The organism is Pseudomonas sp. Pseusp88 (assembly GCF_047303955.1).
Taxonomy (GTDB): Bacteria; Pseudomonadota; Gammaproteobacteria; order Pseudomonadales; family Pseudomonadaceae; genus Aquipseudomonas.
Genome location: NZ_JBGLYM010000046.1, coordinates 18,221 through 34,057 on the forward strand (window position 1 = coordinate 18,221; position 15,837 = coordinate 34,057).

Consider the following 15,837-nt stretch of genomic DNA (forward strand, 5'->3'; position numbering starts at 1 on the left):
CGAATTCGCTCCCACAGTTCCCTGCATCATTCACTCCCACACAGCGTCCAGAAACTGCCGCAAGTCAGATCTTGAACCGCCCGACAAACCCGCTGAGTTCTTCGGAAACCGTCACCAGCGAGTGCGACACGGTCTTGGTCGCCCCCACCACCTCGGCCACCTTGCCAGCATCGCTGCTGATACCGACGATATGGCGGTTGATGTCCTCGGCGACCTGATGCTGCTCTTCGGCTGCGGTGGCGATCTGCATGTTCATGTCCTTGATCACCGTCACCGCGTTATGCACCCCGGCGAACGCCGCTTCCACCTGAGCGGTGTAGGCCACGGAGGCATTGGACTGCACCAGGCTTTCCTGCATTTCCTGGGTCACGCTACGGGTGCTGTCCACCAGTTGGGTCAGCAGGGAGTTGATCTGTTCGGTGGAATCACTGGTGCGTTTGGCCAGGGCCCGTACTTCGTCGGCAACCACGGCAAAACCACGGCCCTGATCTCCGGCCCGTGCGGCTTCGATGGCGGCGTTGAGCGCCAGCAGGTTGGTCTGCTCGGCAATGCCCTTGATGGTGCCAAGGATGTCGTTGATGGCGTGGGTGTCCTTGGCCAGGCCTTCGATAGAGCCGGAAGCCGCCTGGATGCGCTGCCCCAATTGCTCGACCTGCTTGATCATCAAGGCAATGACTTTCTGCCCGATACCGGCCTGATCTTCGCCTTCCTTCGCTGCGGCGGCCGCATTGCTGCAGTTCTGCGCGACTTCGTTGGAAGTGGCGACCATCTCGTGGAAGGCCGTGGACAGCATGTCCACCGCCTGGGCCTGACGCTGCGCGGCGTTATCCAGAGTAGTGGCCTGCTGGCCGATACTGCCGGCGCTTTGCTCGACGCTCTGGCTGGACGAGCGGATATCGCGGATCAGCATCTGGATTCTAGCCATGAAGGCGTTGAAACCTTCGGCCAGGACAGCCGTCTCGTCCTTGCCGCTGGTATCCAGGCGGCGCGTCAGGTCGCCCTCGCCGCTGGCGATGTCTTTCAGGCTGCGGGACGTCTGGTTGATCGGGGCAATCAGTTTGTTGGCCAGGGTCCAGCCCAGGGCCACGAAGACCAGAATCAGCACGATGCCCATGCCCATGATCATCAAAGCGATGCTCTTGGCCTTGGCAGCGACTTCAGACGACTCGATCAGGCCGATATATTTCCAGCCCAGGCGCTCGGAGTGATAGACGTTGGCGGTGTATTGCTTGCCGTTGAGCGTCACTTCCGTACGGCCCGAGGTCAGCCCGGCCAGTTGCTTGTAGCCGTCGCCGAGGCTGTCGAGCATCTTGAAGTTATGCGCCGGGTCGCTGGGGTCGGCCAGCACGTTGCCGGTGTCTTCGACCAACATCAGGTAGCCGCTCTGGCCGAAGTGCACACGTTTGACCGATTCAGTCAGCTGCTTGAGCGATACGTCCAGACCAATCACCCCGTAACCGCCGGTAGCATCAGTGAAACGCTGTACGGTGGAAATAATGGTGGCGTCATCTTCCGGAAAGAAGTACGCCGCCGTACGCACCGGCTTGCCGTTGCCGGACATACCCGTGGTAAACCAGCCGCGGGTCCGTGGGTCGTAATTGGCCTTGATGGTGCTGGCCGGATATTGCAGGTAACCACCCTGGCTGCTGCCCATGTAAACATAGGCATAGGCCGGATGCGCCTTGCCGACCTGGGTGAAGTTGGCATAGACCTCACCGGCCTTGCCGGTGGTAGGCTCCTGCAACTGGGAGGCCTGGCCGATGCTCATGTAGTTGGGCATCGTGCCATCCACGCTTTTGAGCAGCGCACTTTCCGACATCGCCATGGCATTCTCGGCGACACCGCTCAGGAAGACATTGAAGCCGTTGTCGACCTCGGCCATCTGCTTGCTGCTGCTCTCGTCGAAATAAGCCTGTTCACGTTCCATCACCATCCTGGAAACGAAGAGGGTGATAATCAGAATCGGGATGATGGTTATTGCGATAAATGCCGCAATCAGTTTGTTTCGTATAGTCATCAGAATGCACCCGACTTCGATAAATGTAGTGTTGCCCACTTGCTGCTAGCAAGTCTCATACCGCTCTCAAGCACATGTGGTATCCCTGTGCTCTGGCGTCGCATCCTCAATGACGAGGAGTCGCCCCGGGAACGCTGCAAGCCTTTTATTTCGGCGCCTCGCGCCTTTTGCAGGGACAGTCCGCAGGGCATTCAACAGGTTATTTGTTACCGCTTTACACCTTCCATTGGATAGACTTGCGCTCGCCCCCCATATCCACCGCCCAGGGACCGCCATGATTCAGCTCCGCCCAATGACCCGTGAAGATTTCGAGCACTTCTGGCCGACCTTTCATGCAGTGGCCAGTGCGCAGCAGACTTACGCCTATGATCCGCAACTGAATCAGGAACAGGCTCGCCAGCTATGGATGGACCTGCCGTTGCACACCTGGGTGGCCGAAGATGAACAGGGCCGCCTGCTCGGCAGCTATTACCTCAAGGCCAATGCCGCGGGGCCCGGCAGTCATGTCTGCAATTGCGGCTATATGGTCAGTGAAGCCGCCCGTGGACGTGGGGTGGCACGGTTGATGTGCGAACATTCTCAACAACTGGCGCGGGACAGCGGCTTCCTCGCCATGCAGTTCAATTCGGTGGTGTCGAGCAATGACGTGGCGGTGGCCCTGTGGCAGAAGCTCGGTTTCGAGATCGTCGGCCGCCTGCCCCGCGCGTACCGTCACGCCCAGTTGGGGTTGGTGGATTGCCTGGTGATGTACAAATGGCTGGGTGAGCAAGAGATTAACGCGGAGCCTGCTCAGCCCAGGTTGATTGGGCGCAAGAATATCGAGTCGGTGATTTCGCGACCGCGCAGGCGCCCCTGACTCGTGGGAGCGAAGCTTACCCGCGAATCGGCGACAAGATTTATCAGGTAAACCGTGTCAAGCCGTTCGCGGGCAAGCCTCGCTCCAACGCCCCCCCTAAACCTCGCACAAAGGCGTAATCAGATACGCACACCGCCGCGCGCCCTGCAGCAGATGCTCGGTGCGCTCCACCCGCGCCTCCAGCACCTGCTCGAAGGTTTGTAGTTCCGAACGGCAAAAGCCCTGGCAGGTGGTCGCCGCCGCGCAGATCGGGCAGTGGTTTTCCACCAACAGGAATGAGCCGTCGTCCTGGGTGCTGAACTCCGCCATATAGCCTTCCCGACTGCGAAGCTGCGCCAGCAACTCCACTCGCCCTTGCAGGTCCGCCGCCCTGGCCAGTTCCCGGCGATAGTCATCGCGACTCTGCTCTTCGCGCACGCCGATCAGACGATCGATGGCCTGTTCGCCAAAGGTCTCGCGTACGGCATCCAGCAGTTGCACGGTGAGGCCGCCATGACCATCGGGAAAGCGCCCGTGGCCCTTGGCGGTCAGTTGCCAAAGCTGCGCCGGACGGCCAACTCCTCGCGCCTGGGAAAACGACTCGACCAATCCCGCCGACACCAACTTGACCAGTTGCTGACGCGCCGCCTCGGCGGTCATGCCCAGCACGCTGCCGGCATCCACCGCCTGTTGCGGCCCCCGCATCTTGAGCAGATGCAGCAGCCGATCGGCAGTGGACTGCATCCCCTCCGAATTTAACAAGTGTTTGCTTGACAAATACCAGCCCACCCAGCGTAAATAAAAAAAGAAATATCTTGTTAAAAGGTAAGGCATCGCGCATTGGATGGCAATTGCGCGCGGCTCATGGACTCAAGGAGGTGTCATGTCCACCGTACACGCACAAGCCAGCTGGGGCGACCTTCTGTCCGGGCGTAACGCGGCCTGCTCCATTGCCCTGTCCGGGGGCGTGGCACTGCACGCGATCAACATCTATATCGCCACCACGGTACTGCCCTCGGTGGTCGGGGAAATCGGCGGGCTCGGCCTGTATGCCTGGAACACTACGTTGTTCGTGGTCGCCTCGATCCTCGGCGCCGCCTTGAGCGGCAAGGTGCTCAGCCGCCATGGCGCGAAAGGCGCCTATAGCCTGGCGGCCCTGCTGTTCGCCGGCGGCAGCCTGGTATGTGCCCTGGCCCCGAACATGCCGAGCATGCTGGCCGGGAGGACCTTGCAGGGTTTTGGCGGCGGCTTTCTGTTTGCCCTGGGTTACTCGATGATCCAGACCGTCTTCGACGAAAAACTCTGGCCCAGGGCAATGGCCCTGGTTTCGGCGATGTGGGGCGTGGCCACCCTGCTAGGTCCGGCCATCGGCGGGATCTTCGCCGAACTCAACGCGTGGCGAGCGGCTTTCGGCGTACTGGTACCGCTGACGCTGATCTATCTGCTGTTCGTCTGGATGATCCTCCCCGCCCATACCCGCAGCGAAGTAGCGCCAAGCGCCTTGCCGTTGCCGCAGTTGTTCCTGTTGGCCGCCTCGGTACTGGCGGTCAGCGCCGGCAGCCTGGCCAACGACAGCACCTGGAATATCACAGGCATCGCGGCAGCCGTGATACTCATTGTCTGGCTGGTACAACTGGAGCGCACGCGCCCCTCGCGGCTGCTGCCACAAGGTGCATTGCGCCTCGATTCAGCGCTGTTTCCCTTGTACGCCTGCGTCGGCCTGCTGGTGATCGGCATGACCAGTGAAACGTTCATTCCCTACTTCCTGCAACACCTGCACGGCCAGACACCGCTCTTTTCCGGCTACCTGGCGGCGTTGATGGCGGCAGGCTGGACGGTGGCCGAAATCATGAGTTCCGGCTGGCAGGGCCGGGGCATTCGTCTGGCAATCATTAACGGCCCGGTACTGGTGCTGATTGGCATGCTGATGCTGTTGTTCGGCGTACCGCTGCACGGCCAGGGCGCCTGGGGAATATTGACGGCAGTGGGGCTTGGCCAATTACTGGTGGGCTTTGGTATCGGCCTGGGCTGGCCGCATCTGCTGACGCGCATTCTTGTTGTGGCTTCGGAACATGATCAAGACACTGCCGCCTCGTCCATCACTACGGTACAGCTGTTCACCACGGCACTGGGATCTGCCCTGGCCGGGATGATCGTCAATCTGGGCGGTTTGAATACGCCGGGGGGCGTCGAAGGCACGGCGAATGCGGCCTTTTGGTTGTTCGCACTGTTCAGCCTGGCGCCAGGGCTGGCGATTGTCAGCGCCTGGCGCGTGGCGAAAGAGTAACAATTAAGCAGCGAAATTCGAATGTGGGACCGGCTTTAGCCGGTCCCACAAAATCCCTGAAGGGATCTACCGATCAATACCCCAACGAAAGCCCGGTATTACGCCGTGGATCATTGGCACCATAGAAGCGGTTGTTGCCCACCGGCTTGCCACCCAGGGACGGCGCGCCGACCAGGATTGCCGCGAGGTGGTTGGCCGGTTGCGCCCCGGCGAACTTGTGGCCCCAGCTTTCCATCAGCTTCTGACTGTCCGGGCTCAGGGCATAGGGTTCCAGGTTGGTGGTTTCCGGCATCCACTGCTGGTGGAAACGCGGCGCATCCACGGCTTCCTGGATGTTCATGCCGTAGTCGATCACGTTAAGCATGGTCAGCAGGGTCGCGGTGATAATGCGACTGCCCCCCGGCGTGCCGACAACCATCACGGCCTTGCCATCCTTGGTCACAATGGTCGGGCTCATGGACGACAGTGGCGTCTTGCCCGGAGCGATGGCATTGGCCTCGCCCTGGACCAGGCCGTACATGTTCGGTACGCCGACCTTGACGGTGAAGTCGTCCATTTCATCATTGAGAATGACCCCGGTCTTGCTGGCCATGACCCCGGCGCCAAACCAGTCGTTGAGGGTGTAGGTCACCGATACCGCGTTACCCCACTTGTCGACGATGGAGTAGTGAGTGGTGTTGTTGCCTTCATGAGGCGAGACACCGGGCTTGATCTCGCTGGAGATCCCGGCCTTCTGCGGGTCGATGACCGCACGCAGTTTTGCCGCATAGTCCTTGTCCAGCAAGTGGCTGACCGGGTTCTTGACGAAGTCCGGGTCGCCCAGATAGCTGTTGCGATCGACATAGGCGTGGCGCATGGCCTCGATCTGGTAATGCGTGCCCTGGGCCGAGCGGAAGCCCAGGTCCGGCATCGGGTAGCCTTCGAGAATGTTCATGATCTCGCAGATAATCACCCCACCGGAGCTCGGCGGTGGTGCCGAGACCACGTGGTAGCCGCGGTAGTCGCACTCGATGGGCGCCAGTTCACGGGTTTTGTAGTGATCAAGGTCTGCCTGGGTAATGATGCCCTTGCCAGCCTGGCTGGAGTCGACGATGGCCTTGGCCACCCAGCCCTTGTAGAAACCATCGCTGCCCTTCGCGGAAATTTCCCGCAGGGTTCTGGCGAGGTCTTTCTGCACCAGTTTCTGCCCGACCTGCATCGGCTCGCCTTTGTTCAGAAAGATCGAGCCGGAGTCCTTCATATCCTTGCGGAACTCTTCGGTCGCGGTAGATAGCAAGTCGACATCACCCTGCTCCAGAGCGAAGCCCTTCTCGGCCAACTGGATGGCCGGGGCAATGATCTCGGCGCGTTTCTTCGTACCGTACTTACTCAATGCCATCTCCATACCCGATACCGTGCCCGGCACCCCCACAGCCAGATGGCCCTTGGCACTCAGGTTCGGCACAACGTTGCCGTCCTTGTCCAGGTACATATTGGCGGTCGCTGCCAGCGGGGCCTTTTCGCGGAAGTCGAGGAAGGTCTTGCGTCCGTCAGCCAGCTGGATGGTCATGAAACCTCCGCCGCCGAGGTTACCCGCTGCCGGATAGACAACGGCCAGGGCATAACCCACTGCCACGGCGGCATCGACGGCGTTGCCGCCGGACTTGAGCACATCGACACCGACATGGGTAGCCAGGTGCTGCGCCGTGACCACCATGCCGTTTTCACCGGCGACCGGTGCCACGGAGGCCGCTTGAGAGGAGGAATAGGCAAGGATAAGCGCCGTCGCGATCAGCGACCTTGCAAGGGGCTCGAACTTCATGAGTCGATCTCTTCTTATGGTTTAAGTCAGGATTAACAGGACGGCATGAAGGATGCTCGTAACCCCGATGACTGCGGTCTTGAGCGGCATCCTTGCTGTCGAACGCCGATAACGTAACGTTTCAAAACAATTTTACCTAGAAGATTTTTGTCGCTGCACTCACGTGTCGACTGACCGGTCACACTGGCTATTCCCGTATCACTGGCTACATTTCGTGACAACAGGTCTATTATTTTCAAGGCTCGTAGCCACCATAGCGCGTCATGTCGTACGTACAGCGTCGATCCTCCTGGGGCCATTGCCTACAGCACGATTGGGATCGCGTACTTTTGCCAGTCAGCCGTCGGCCAAAGGGACAATTTCATGCCTGCACCCCCAGCGAACAGTGCGGAGTCCACACGCATCAGGCTGTTGCACGCACTCAATCTGCTCGACACCGATCCCGAGCCCGTCTTTGACCGCATCACCCGCTTGCTCGCCCAGACCCTGGACGTACCCATCGCCCTGGTCTCCCTGGTCGATACGGACCGGCAGTGGTTCAAGTCCGCTGTGGGCATGCAAGTGCGCGAGACTCCCCGTGAGCTTGCCTTTTGCGATCATGCGATCCGATGCAGCGAAACCATGGTGGTCGAAGATGCCACCCGTGACGAACGCTTCGCCGATAACCTGCTGGTGACCGGCGAACCGCAGATTCGCTTCTATGCTGGCGCCCCATTGCTCACCGGTGACGGCTATGCCTTGGGCACCCTCTGCGCCATCGACTCGCGTCCGCGCCATCTGAGCCTTGAGCATGCGCAGATCCTCGAAGACCTGGCGCAGATCGTCAGCCGCGAATTCCAGTTGCGCGAGGCGGCGTTACTGTCCCGCAACCAGTTGCGTTTCTCGGACCGTCAGATCAAGGCGGCCGAGCGCAAATTCCAGGAAGTCTTCGAACAGGCCGGCTCCGGCATGGCCCTGGTCGCTCCCGATGGCGTTTGGCTCAAACTCAATAAAGCGTTCAAGGACATCATTGGTTACACCGATGAACAGCTCAGTGGCCTGACCTTCCAGGACATTACTGTTGCCGAAGACCTTGAACAGGACCTCTCCAATCTCGAACGCCTGAACGCCGGCGAGATTGATCGCTACGAACTGGAAAAGCGTTATATCCGCCACGATCGCAGTATTGTCTGGGTACACATGACCGTGACTCAGTATGTCGATGAAAACGGCAAGCCCGATTACTACCTGGCGGTCATCAACGACATTCAGGCACGCAAGGAAGCGGAACAGGCTCGGGAAGAGATCACCCAGCAACTGGAACAGCGGGTCAATGAACGCACCCGTGACCTGCGTCAGCGTGAAGCCGAGCTGCGCGCCGTACTCGAACACACCAACGACGCCTACGTGTGCATGGATGAGAAAGGCATCGTTACCGCCTGGAACCGCAAGGCCGAACAGACCTTCGGCTGGGCTCGTAGTGAGGCCATCGGCGGGCAGATCGACAGCATGCTCACCTCCCAGAGCAGCTATCAGCCCCTGCGCGAGGGCATCCAGCGCTACCTGGTCAGTCGCGACGCCCAGCAACTGGGGCGGCGCCTGGAGTTTGCGGCGCAGCGCAAGGACGGCAGCACCATTCCAGTGGAGGTACATATCAATGCCATCCATGTCGAGAACAAAACCCTGTTCAATGCCTTCCTGCACGAGATTTCCGAACGCAAGCTCAAGGAGGACAAGCGCGAGCGCGAAGCCTTGCAGGACGCCCTCACCGGCCTGCTCAACCGCCGAGCAATGATGGAGACCCTGCCAAGGACGATCATTGCCGCGCGCGGGGAAAAGCGCTCCCTGGCCCTGCTGTTCATAGACCTGGATGGCTTCAAGGCAGTCAACGATGTGTTCGGGCACGACATCGGCGATGAGCTGCTCAAGACCGTCTCCCAACGCCTGGTCGATAACCTGCGTGGCAGCGACGCAGTGTTTCGCCTGGCCGGGGACGAATTCACCGTGCTGCTCGACCATGCCGAATCCCTGGACCACGCCCGCAGCGTTGCCGACAAACTGCGCATCGCCATCAGCGCACCTTTGCATCTGCGCGGCAATACCGTACACGTCCAGGCCAGTATCGGCCTGTCACTCTACGCAGCTCAGGACCCGCGCACCCCGGAGCAACTGGTCAAGGACGCCGACAGCGCCATGTACCGGGCCAAGCGCGGCGGCCGCAATCAGGTGGAGGTGGCCTGAAAGCCGGATCGAATAGCGTTCCATGGGAGCGAATCACACGGAGGCAGGCGGCATTATTTCTGCCAACCGCCGCGTCAACGCCGCCTGCAGCAACTGCACCGCCGGGGAAAACTGCTTGCGATGGGGGCAAACCAGATTCAGCGGTACTGACTCGCCCTGCTTAGCCCCGAACAACAGCTCCAGGCGCCCGGCCAGGACATCCTCGCGCACGTCCAGCCAGGACTTGTAGGCAATCCCCTCGCCCGCGACCGCCCAGCGTCGGACCACATCGGCATCGTCGCTGAGCAGCGGGCCACTGACCGTGACCAGTTGCTCGTCGAACTTCCACTTGTCGTAGGCGCGGCCATTGAGCATGTACAGCAGGCAGTCGTGCTCGCGCAGATCGTCAATCTGCTGCGGCCTGCCACGGCGCGCCAGGTAGCCGGGCGATGCGACCAGCACCCTTCGATTCCAGGGCGCCAGGGGCAAAGCGACAAAGCTGGAATCCGCCATGCGCCCGTAGCGAATCGCCACATCCACCGGGTCGCGAAAGACATTGGTCATCTGGTCCGAAAGCAGCAGGCGCAAGGTCAAGGCCGGATGTTCATGACGAAATTCGGAAAACCATGACAACAGCACATTGCGTCCCAGATCAGACGGCGCGGCAATCTGCAACAGCCCGTGCAACGGCTGGTTCTGCCGATGCAGACGTTCACGCCCCTGTTGCAGACTCTCCAGCGCAACCTGGGCACAAGGCAAATATTGCTCACCCTCAGCGGTCAACCGCAGGCTGCGGGTAGAGCGAGCGAACAGGCGGACATCGAGTTCCCGCTCCAGCCGTTTGATCGCTGCAGCGACCTGCCCCGGTAACAAATCCGCCTCCCGCGCCGCATTGGAAAAACTGCCAAGGGCGGCAGTGCGTAGGAAGAGCTTCAAGTCGTCCAGGCGAATCATCTTCACTCCAACTGTGAAAGTGTTAGCCCATTTTGCGTCTTTTTCCGTAAACATGAATAGCCCAGGATGCGATCCAAGCGCTGCACCCGCCTGGCGCATTTCACTCAGGCCTGCCGATATGCAGGCATAAGGAGCTTCACGATGCCACGCCGTTCGATCCTTGCCTTGATGGTTGCCCTCGGTATGCCGCTTGCCCAGGGCGCAGAGTCCTTGGCTACTGACCAACCTGTCGGCCAGCTGCAACAGGTGTTTGCCTTCCACGACGCCATGCCCACCGGCGTAACCGTCAGCGAGAGCGGACGCATTTTCGTCAACTTCCCGCGTTGGGGTGACGACGTGCCGTTTACCGTGGCCGAGTTGCGCGATGGCAAAGCCGTGCCCTATCCGGACCTGGCCATGAACCAGCTTGATCCGCGCGACCCGGCCAAGGGTTTCTCCAGTGTGCAGAGCGTGGTCGCCGACGGCCATGGCCTGTTGTGGGTGCTGGACACCGCCGCTCCCGGCTTTAGCGCGCCCAGGCAAGGTGCCGCGAAACTGGTTGCCATCGACCTGAAGAGCAACAAGGTCGCCAAGACCTTGGTGTTCCCGGCCAACGTCCTGCTGCCCAGCACCTACGTCAATGACATGCGCTTCGACTTCCGCGTCGGCAAGCAGGGCGTAATCTACATCACCGACTCTTCGGTCAGCGGCCCTGGCGCCATTATCGTCATGGATATCGCCAGCGGTACGGCGACCCGGCGCCTGAGTGGCGCGCCATCGACCTCGGTGGACCCGTCCTTTGTGCCGGTGGTGGAAGGCCAGACCCTGCGCGCGCGCAGCGCCAACGGCAGCAGCCAGCCCTTCGGCGTCGCTTCGGACGGCATTGCCTTGTCCGACGACGGCATGACCCTGTACTTCTGCCCCTTGTCCAGCCGCCACTTGTATTCAGTGTCCACCGCCCTGCTGCGTGATCCTGGTGTCAGCGAGAGCCAACTGGCAGCAGCGGTCACAGATCTCGGCGAGAAAGGCGCTTCCGATGGCCTGGAGGCCGACGCCAAGGGCGCGGTCTACGCCGGCGACTACGAACACAACAGCATTCGCAAACGCCTGGCCGACGGCAGTTGGCAAACCATCGTCCATGACGCTCGGGTGCTGTGGCCCGATACCTTGTCGGTAGGCCCTGACGGCTACTTGTATTTCACCACCAACCAGTTGCACCGCCAGGCTATGTTCCACGGCGGTAAGGACCTGCGCCAAAAGCCCTACAGCCTGTTCCGGGTAAAAATTGACGCGGCGCCTGCAGTCAATCGCTGAGTCCGGAAATCCATAGTGAACTACGCCTGATTTGCTGAATCGCCGGCATTGTCCAGGAGCGAATTCATTCGCGAAAGCGGTATGCCAGACGCCGAATATAGGTCGACTGTACCGCCCCCTTCGCGAATAAATTCACTCTCATCAAGCACGACGCAATATCTGAATGTAGGAGCCGGCGTGCTGGCGATCCGGCAAGCCGGGCCCTACTGGTCCTGTGGACGATTTTTAATTGCGCACTGTCCAAGTCGCGCCTGCCCGAAGAGGCAGTCATCACGCCCCTGTAAGCCCCCCGTCAAGGCATCAGCGCTATCTCTGATTTTGCTGCGCGCTATACATCACCCTTTTTTAAATCGCAGCTGCAAACCAGCGGCCCATGTCCGACCACTTTGCAGCCTGCGTTGACAATTCCCGCCTGTAGAAAAGCGTCTTTTGTAAAAAAATGTAGTGCTTTAAATATTTCACTACAAATCTATTGACGACGCTTCGATCCCCTTGCATGATGCAGACGTCTTCCCACCGGAAGCATTTAAAAGAGCATCACCAGTGACTTCGACGAGCCGTCAGGTCGCTACCGGGAATTTGTACTGCCCACAAGGCAGATTGATGAAGCAGAACCGGCCTGAACCGTCTGCAACGACGAGAATAGCTGGCGAAACGTCCTCAAGACGCTTGTGGCTGACCCTCCGTGTCACCCGCCGCCAACCCTCGCCTTTGCCTGACAGAACCATGTAGTCACATAACAAGTGCACTACATCGGTGAATGTTCAAACCGTCTTCTGCCCTCGACAAGCAACTACGTGTCGTCTCAATTTGCAGCGCCACGAATCAATTCAACGAGTGGTAAAGGGGCATGAACATGGAACTGAATCTGAACAACCAACCGACCGTCGACGAACTCGCTCAGCTGTTCGCCAAGCAGAAAGACACCCTGGACGATCACGTTCTCTGGGTCTGCGAGGAAGGCGGCATTCACATCGACCGTCTGGCGCCGAACACCGACGAAACCGAGCTGGAACGGGTTCATCCACGCATGCGTGCCCGTCTGCGCACCTATCGCCGGGGCAAGGGCTACGTCGGCAAGAAAGCGGCCGCTGACCGCGAGTTCATGGGCCGCGTACTACGCACCCTGCAAACCGAATGGCCGGAAGCCCAGAAGCAGACCGAAGTTCGCATTCTCGACCGCTACTGCTGAATACGGGGGGTGACTGTGTAGTCACCTGACAATCCACTACAGAAATGGCCGACGCCCCCTGATCGGGACGCGAAAGCATAGCAATCAGCAGGCGGACGAGCCGTCCGCCTGCTTCTGCAACGGTGCTGCCCACAAGGCAGATTGAAGAAACGAAACCCTCGACCGAGGTGTTGTGTAGCAGCCGCCTATCCCGGCTACAAGCAGCGCTCCAGGCCAGGTTCTGCGCCATGCAGGCGCCACGTATCCACTCAATCCGTAGACAAGGGGCAAGACCATGATCAATCTGAACAACCAACCGACCATCGACCAGCTGGCACAACTCTTCGCTGCGCAGAAAGACACCCTGGACGACCACGTTCTGTGGATCTGCGAAGAAGGCCGCGTGCACATCGACCCGGTAGCACCCAGCTCGCCAGCCAGCGACTCGGGCAGCGTGCACCCGAAAATGCGTGCCCGCCTGCGCACCTACCGCCGTGGCCATGGCTATGTAGGCAAGAAAGCTGCCGCTGATCGTGATTTCATGGGTCGTGTCCTGCACACCCTGAAATCCGAGTGGCACCAGACCCAGGGCCAAAATGACGTACGGTTTGTTGATCGGTTCTGCTAAGCAATGGCATCAACCTGTGGGACCAGATTTAGCCGGGAATACACCTTCCCGGCTAAATCTGGTCCCACAGGATTGAGTTAACTCAGAGATCCGCGCGCAACTGTTAAAAAAACACCACCGCATAAATCCCGTAAAGACTCAGTCCCCCTACCCCCGCGCCCAACAGCGCAATCTCCAGCAGCGGCGCCGACAGGCGTTCCTCACGGATGCCGGTAATGCTGCGTCTGTAACGCCAGCGCAACCCTATCTGAATCCCCAGGCTCAATATCAGTGCGACGACTATGGGTAACACGGCAAGGACGCCGAACTGGGGAATCCAGCGCAGGAACAACGTGCAGGCAACTACCAGCGTCATCAATGTCCGGCGCCACGCCAGCAGGGTACGTTCCGGTTGCAGGCCAGGGTCGCTATGGGCAATGGGCTCAGGCATAGCGCGGCGGTTCACGAGGCGCGATAAGTCAGGAAAGCGATCAGGCCCGCCGCCACCAATGCACCACCCAGGGACAGAATCGGTACCAATAGTGGCAACGGCAGCGGCTTGCGCTGGCGCATGGCGCGCTCGACCCGTAGCCAGCGCACGCAGGCACTGGCACTGAGCAGCAGGGCCAGGACCAGTAATGTAAGGGCCACAGCCTTGCGCAGTCCGGGGTCGAAGACCTCAGCGGTAAAGGCTTCGACGGCAATGCCACCCGCCATCAGCGCCAGGGCGGTACGGATCCAGGCCAGGAACGTGCGCTCGTTGGCCAACGTAAAGCGCGGATCCGGCTCGCAGCCGCCGCCGAGCAGGGCACTGGAAATTCTGTCGCGATCAGGGGCCGTTGGTTTTGGGTGATCCTGTGAGTTCATGTCGCACCGCAGCTGGATAAAGGCTTATGCTCATTTCGTTGGATAAGCCACGAAGAAGGCATTTGCCCACCAGTCTGCATGCCTGCGCGACATTAGTCGATGTCAGCGTCGCTCCCTGCAACGCTCCCGTCGCAGTTGAAAACCTCAGGGAATCAACCGCTGAGCCCGCAAGGTGGCAAACACCTCGAAGAAGGCTTCATCACTGGCCTGGTAGTCGAGAAAGCCCAGCTTGCGACTCTTGGACATATCCGTCACCACTTCGATAGGCCGCCCCAGATCGGCGTCGGTGTGCCAGGGCGAAATCAGCCGGTCCAGCTTCGGTTCGAGCAAGCCATGCTGGGCAACCAGCCCGTCCCAAATGGCTTGGTCATTGGTCATCTGCGGCTCCAATGGCTGGATCTGACCGTCGAAGGGTGCCGCCTCGATACCGAACCACTGGGCGATCCGCCCCCACATCCAGCTCCAGCGAAAAACATCACCATTGACCACATTGAACGCCTGGTTGGCGGCGGCCGGCGTGGTAGAAGCCCACAGCAGTTGCCTGGCCAACTGTCGGGCATCGGTCATATCAGTGAGGCTATTCCACTGCGCGGCAGAACCGGGGAAGCGGAACGGTCGACCGGTGGCGCGGCAGATCGAGGCATGCACAGCCAGGGTCGTGGCCATATTCATGGCATTACCCACCGCCACACCGGTAATGGTGTGGGGGCGATGCACGCTCCAGGTGAAGCCGTCGCGGCTGGCGGCGGCGAATACTTCGTCCTCCTGAGCGTAGTAGAAGTTCTCCACGTCCAGACGGCCCTGTTCCTCGCGGAACGGCGTCTGCGGCAACGCGCCCTTGCCGTAGGCCTCAAACGGGCCAAGGTAGTGCTTCAAGCCGGTGACCAGCGCGACATGGCGCAGACTGGCCCTGGGTCGCAGGACGTCGAGGACATTTCTGACCATCGCCGAGTTGACCCGGATGTTTTCCGCTTCCGTGGCCTGCCGCGACCAGGTGGCAAGAAACAGATGCGTCGGCGCGATATCGGCCAGGGCTTGACGCAAGGACGCTGGATCATTGAGATCGGCCGCCACCGGAATCACCGATGCCTCGACCTGGGGATGTCGGGCCAGACCAGCCACGGTCCAGCCCTGTTCGACCAACAGCGCGCTGATCGCTCGTCCGACGACGCCGCTGGCGCCCACTACCAATGCAATATTCGACATGATTTGCCTCTCAACGAATTCAGGGCGCACCATAAAGGCCCTGCCGCACCAGGCCAAGAAGGCACCAAAAGGTAACCAGCCCCCCATGCATCCCGGAACACCCGAAGAACACTGGCTCGAAGACTGCGCCCCGCGCCGCGTACTGGAACTGTTTGCCACCAAATGGACGAGCATGATCCTGCATACCCTGCATGCCCGCCACGGCGGCGTGGCCCGCACCGGCGTACTGCATCGCAGCCTCCCCGGCATTTCAAAAAAAATGCTCACCCAGACCCTGCGCGAATTGGAGGCCAGCGGCCTGATCCTGCGCCAGGTGCATGACACCGTACCGCCAGGGGTCGACTATAGCCTGTCGCCGCTGGGCCAAAGGATGGTCGAGCCCATCGAGATGATCTACGAGTGGGCGCGCAGCAATGCGGCGGCCCTGGATGACCTCAAGCCGCGGCAGACTTCGCGGCGGGCGAGCCAGAAGAACTAGGGTTCGCCCTCCTGTGGGAGCGAATTCATTCGCGAAGGGGCCAGAACATCCAACACATTGGCGGCGTCCGGAATAAAGCTTTCGCGAATGAATTCGCTCCCACAGTAGCGCGTGAATATCAT

At 60.4% G+C, this 15,837-nt stretch carries 14 protein-coding genes and 1 pseudogene; 7 read left to right on the top strand and 8 right to left on the bottom strand.

Translation table 11 applies throughout. The features are described 5' to 3' along the window. Positions 1–64 precede the first annotated feature (64 nt). Entirely contained in the window at positions 65–925 is an 861-nt protein-coding gene (locus tag ACCD02_RS30075; protein WP_413309923.1) for a methyl-accepting chemotaxis protein, read from the bottom strand. Then, positions 923–2,017: pseudogene (locus tag ACCD02_RS30080) on the bottom strand (cache domain-containing protein); the annotation flags it as partial. The gene ACCD02_RS30075 and the pseudogene ACCD02_RS30080, both read right to left, overlap by 3 nt. A 274-nt stretch (positions 2,018–2,291) precedes the next feature. Here ACCD02_RS30080 and ACCD02_RS30085 point away from each other — a divergent pair. After that, on the top strand, positions 2,292–2,873 hold the full coding sequence (locus ACCD02_RS30085; RefSeq protein ID WP_413309893.1) for an N-acetyltransferase family protein: 582 nt from the start codon (positions 2,292–2,294) through the stop codon (positions 2,871–2,873). Between the two features lie 96 nt (positions 2,874–2,969). Here ACCD02_RS30085 and ACCD02_RS30090 read toward each other — a convergent pair whose 3' ends face one another. Further along, the gene (locus ACCD02_RS30090; RefSeq protein WP_413309897.1) at positions 2,970–3,596 is read right to left on the bottom strand and encodes a helix-turn-helix transcriptional regulator; all 627 of its coding nucleotides are present in this window, start codon (positions 3,594–3,596) and stop codon (positions 2,970–2,972) included. Between the two features lie 139 nt (positions 3,597–3,735). On the opposite strand from ACCD02_RS30090, the gene ACCD02_RS30095 reads away from it, so the two are divergent. Next, positions 3,736–5,139: an MFS transporter gene (locus ACCD02_RS30095; RefSeq protein WP_413309900.1), complete on the top strand. Its 1,404-nt coding sequence runs from the start codon at positions 3,736–3,738 to the stop codon at positions 5,137–5,139. Positions 5,140–5,212: 73 nt separating this feature from the next. Here the strand turns inward: ACCD02_RS30095 and ggt are convergent, their stop codons facing one another. Beyond that, positions 5,213–6,940 (bottom strand): gamma-glutamyltransferase, encoded by a 1,728-nt coding sequence (gene ggt, locus ACCD02_RS30100; RefSeq protein ID WP_413309902.1) that lies wholly within the window; start codon positions 6,938–6,940, stop codon positions 5,213–5,215. Positions 6,941–7,303: 363 nt separating this feature from the next. Here ggt and ACCD02_RS30105 point away from each other — a divergent pair, with 363 nt between their 5' ends. Continuing rightward, on the top strand, positions 7,304–9,160 hold the full coding sequence (locus ACCD02_RS30105) for a PAS domain S-box protein (RefSeq protein ID WP_413309905.1): 1,857 nt from the start codon (positions 7,304–7,306) through the stop codon (positions 9,158–9,160). A gap of 33 nt (positions 9,161–9,193) precedes the next feature. On the opposite strand, the gene ACCD02_RS30110 is transcribed toward ACCD02_RS30105, so the two are convergent. Beyond that, on the bottom strand, positions 9,194–10,093 hold the full coding sequence (locus ACCD02_RS30110) for a LysR family transcriptional regulator (RefSeq protein ID WP_413309907.1): 900 nt from the start codon (positions 10,091–10,093) through the stop codon (positions 9,194–9,196). Positions 10,094–10,234: 141 nt separating this feature from the next. On the opposite strand from ACCD02_RS30110, the gene ACCD02_RS30115 reads away from it, so the two are divergent. From ACCD02_RS30115 to ACCD02_RS30125, 3 genes are all read left to right on the top strand, one after another. Next, positions 10,235–11,386 (top strand): L-dopachrome tautomerase-related protein, encoded by a 1,152-nt coding sequence (locus ACCD02_RS30115; RefSeq protein WP_413309909.1) that lies wholly within the window; start codon positions 10,235–10,237, stop codon positions 11,384–11,386. An 856-nt stretch (positions 11,387–12,242) separates the two neighbouring features. Then, positions 12,243–12,578: a hypothetical protein gene (locus ACCD02_RS30120; RefSeq protein WP_413309911.1), complete on the top strand. Its 336-nt coding sequence runs from the start codon at positions 12,243–12,245 to the stop codon at positions 12,576–12,578. Between the two features lie 277 nt (positions 12,579–12,855). Continuing rightward, entirely contained in the window at positions 12,856–13,185 is a 330-nt protein-coding gene (locus ACCD02_RS30125) for a hypothetical protein (RefSeq protein WP_413309925.1), read from the top strand. Between the two features lie 103 nt (positions 13,186–13,288). Here ACCD02_RS30125 and ACCD02_RS30130 read toward each other — a convergent pair whose 3' ends face one another. From ACCD02_RS30130 to ACCD02_RS30140, 3 genes are all read right to left on the bottom strand, one after another. Further along, positions 13,289–13,615, bottom strand: a complete 327-nt coding sequence (locus tag ACCD02_RS30130) for a DUF202 domain-containing protein (RefSeq protein ID WP_413309913.1) — start codon at positions 13,613–13,615, stop codon at positions 13,289–13,291. An 11-nt stretch (positions 13,616–13,626) separates the two neighbouring features. Further along, entirely contained in the window at positions 13,627–14,031 is a 405-nt protein-coding gene (locus tag ACCD02_RS30135; protein ID WP_413309915.1) for a YidH family protein, read from the bottom strand. Positions 14,032–14,175: 144 nt separating this feature from the next. Further along, entirely contained in the window at positions 14,176–15,237 is a 1,062-nt protein-coding gene (locus ACCD02_RS30140) for an SDR family oxidoreductase (RefSeq protein ID WP_413309917.1), read from the bottom strand. Positions 15,238–15,322: 85 nt separating this feature from the next. On the opposite strand from ACCD02_RS30140, the gene ACCD02_RS30145 reads away from it, so the two are divergent. After that, positions 15,323–15,715 carry a winged helix-turn-helix transcriptional regulator gene (locus ACCD02_RS30145; RefSeq protein ID WP_413309919.1) on the top strand — a complete coding sequence of 131 codons (393 nt, stop codon included), beginning with the start codon at positions 15,323–15,325 and terminating at the stop codon, positions 15,713–15,715. The last annotated feature ends 122 nt before the right edge of the window (positions 15,716–15,837 follow it).

Excerpts from the sequence above, each read along its gene's own strand:
- ACCD02_RS30075 (WP_413309923.1), bottom strand. The coding sequence starts at position 925 with ATGGCTAGAATCCAGATGCTGATCCGCGATATCCGCTCGTCCAGCCAG.
- ACCD02_RS30085 (WP_413309893.1), top strand. The coding sequence starts at position 2,292 with ATGATTCAGCTCCGCCCAATGACCCGTGAAGATTTCGAGCACTTCTGG.
- ACCD02_RS30090 (WP_413309897.1), bottom strand. The coding sequence starts at position 3,596 with ATGCAGTCCACTGCCGATCGGCTGCTGCATCTGCTCAAGATGCGGGGG.
- ACCD02_RS30095 (WP_413309900.1), top strand. The coding sequence starts at position 3,736 with ATGTCCACCGTACACGCACAAGCCAGCTGGGGCGACCTTCTGTCCGGG.
- ggt (WP_413309902.1), bottom strand. The coding sequence starts at position 6,940 with ATGAAGTTCGAGCCCCTTGCAAGGTCGCTGATCGCGACGGCGCTTATC.
- ACCD02_RS30105 (WP_413309905.1), top strand. The coding sequence starts at position 7,304 with ATGCCTGCACCCCCAGCGAACAGTGCGGAGTCCACACGCATCAGGCTG.
- ACCD02_RS30110 (WP_413309907.1), bottom strand. The coding sequence starts at position 10,093 with ATGATTCGCCTGGACGACTTGAAGCTCTTCCTACGCACTGCCGCCCTT.
- ACCD02_RS30115 (WP_413309909.1), top strand. The coding sequence starts at position 10,235 with ATGCCACGCCGTTCGATCCTTGCCTTGATGGTTGCCCTCGGTATGCCG.
- ACCD02_RS30120 (WP_413309911.1), top strand. The coding sequence starts at position 12,243 with ATGGAACTGAATCTGAACAACCAACCGACCGTCGACGAACTCGCTCAG.
- ACCD02_RS30130 (WP_413309913.1), bottom strand. The coding sequence starts at position 13,615 with ATGCCTGAGCCCATTGCCCATAGCGACCCTGGCCTGCAACCGGAACGT.
- ACCD02_RS30135 (WP_413309915.1), bottom strand. The coding sequence starts at position 14,031 with ATGAACTCACAGGATCACCCAAAACCAACGGCCCCTGATCGCGACAGA.
- ACCD02_RS30140 (WP_413309917.1), bottom strand. The coding sequence starts at position 15,237 with ATGTCGAATATTGCATTGGTAGTGGGCGCCAGCGGCGTCGTCGGACGA.
- ACCD02_RS30145 (WP_413309919.1), top strand. The coding sequence starts at position 15,323 with ATGCATCCCGGAACACCCGAAGAACACTGGCTCGAAGACTGCGCCCCG.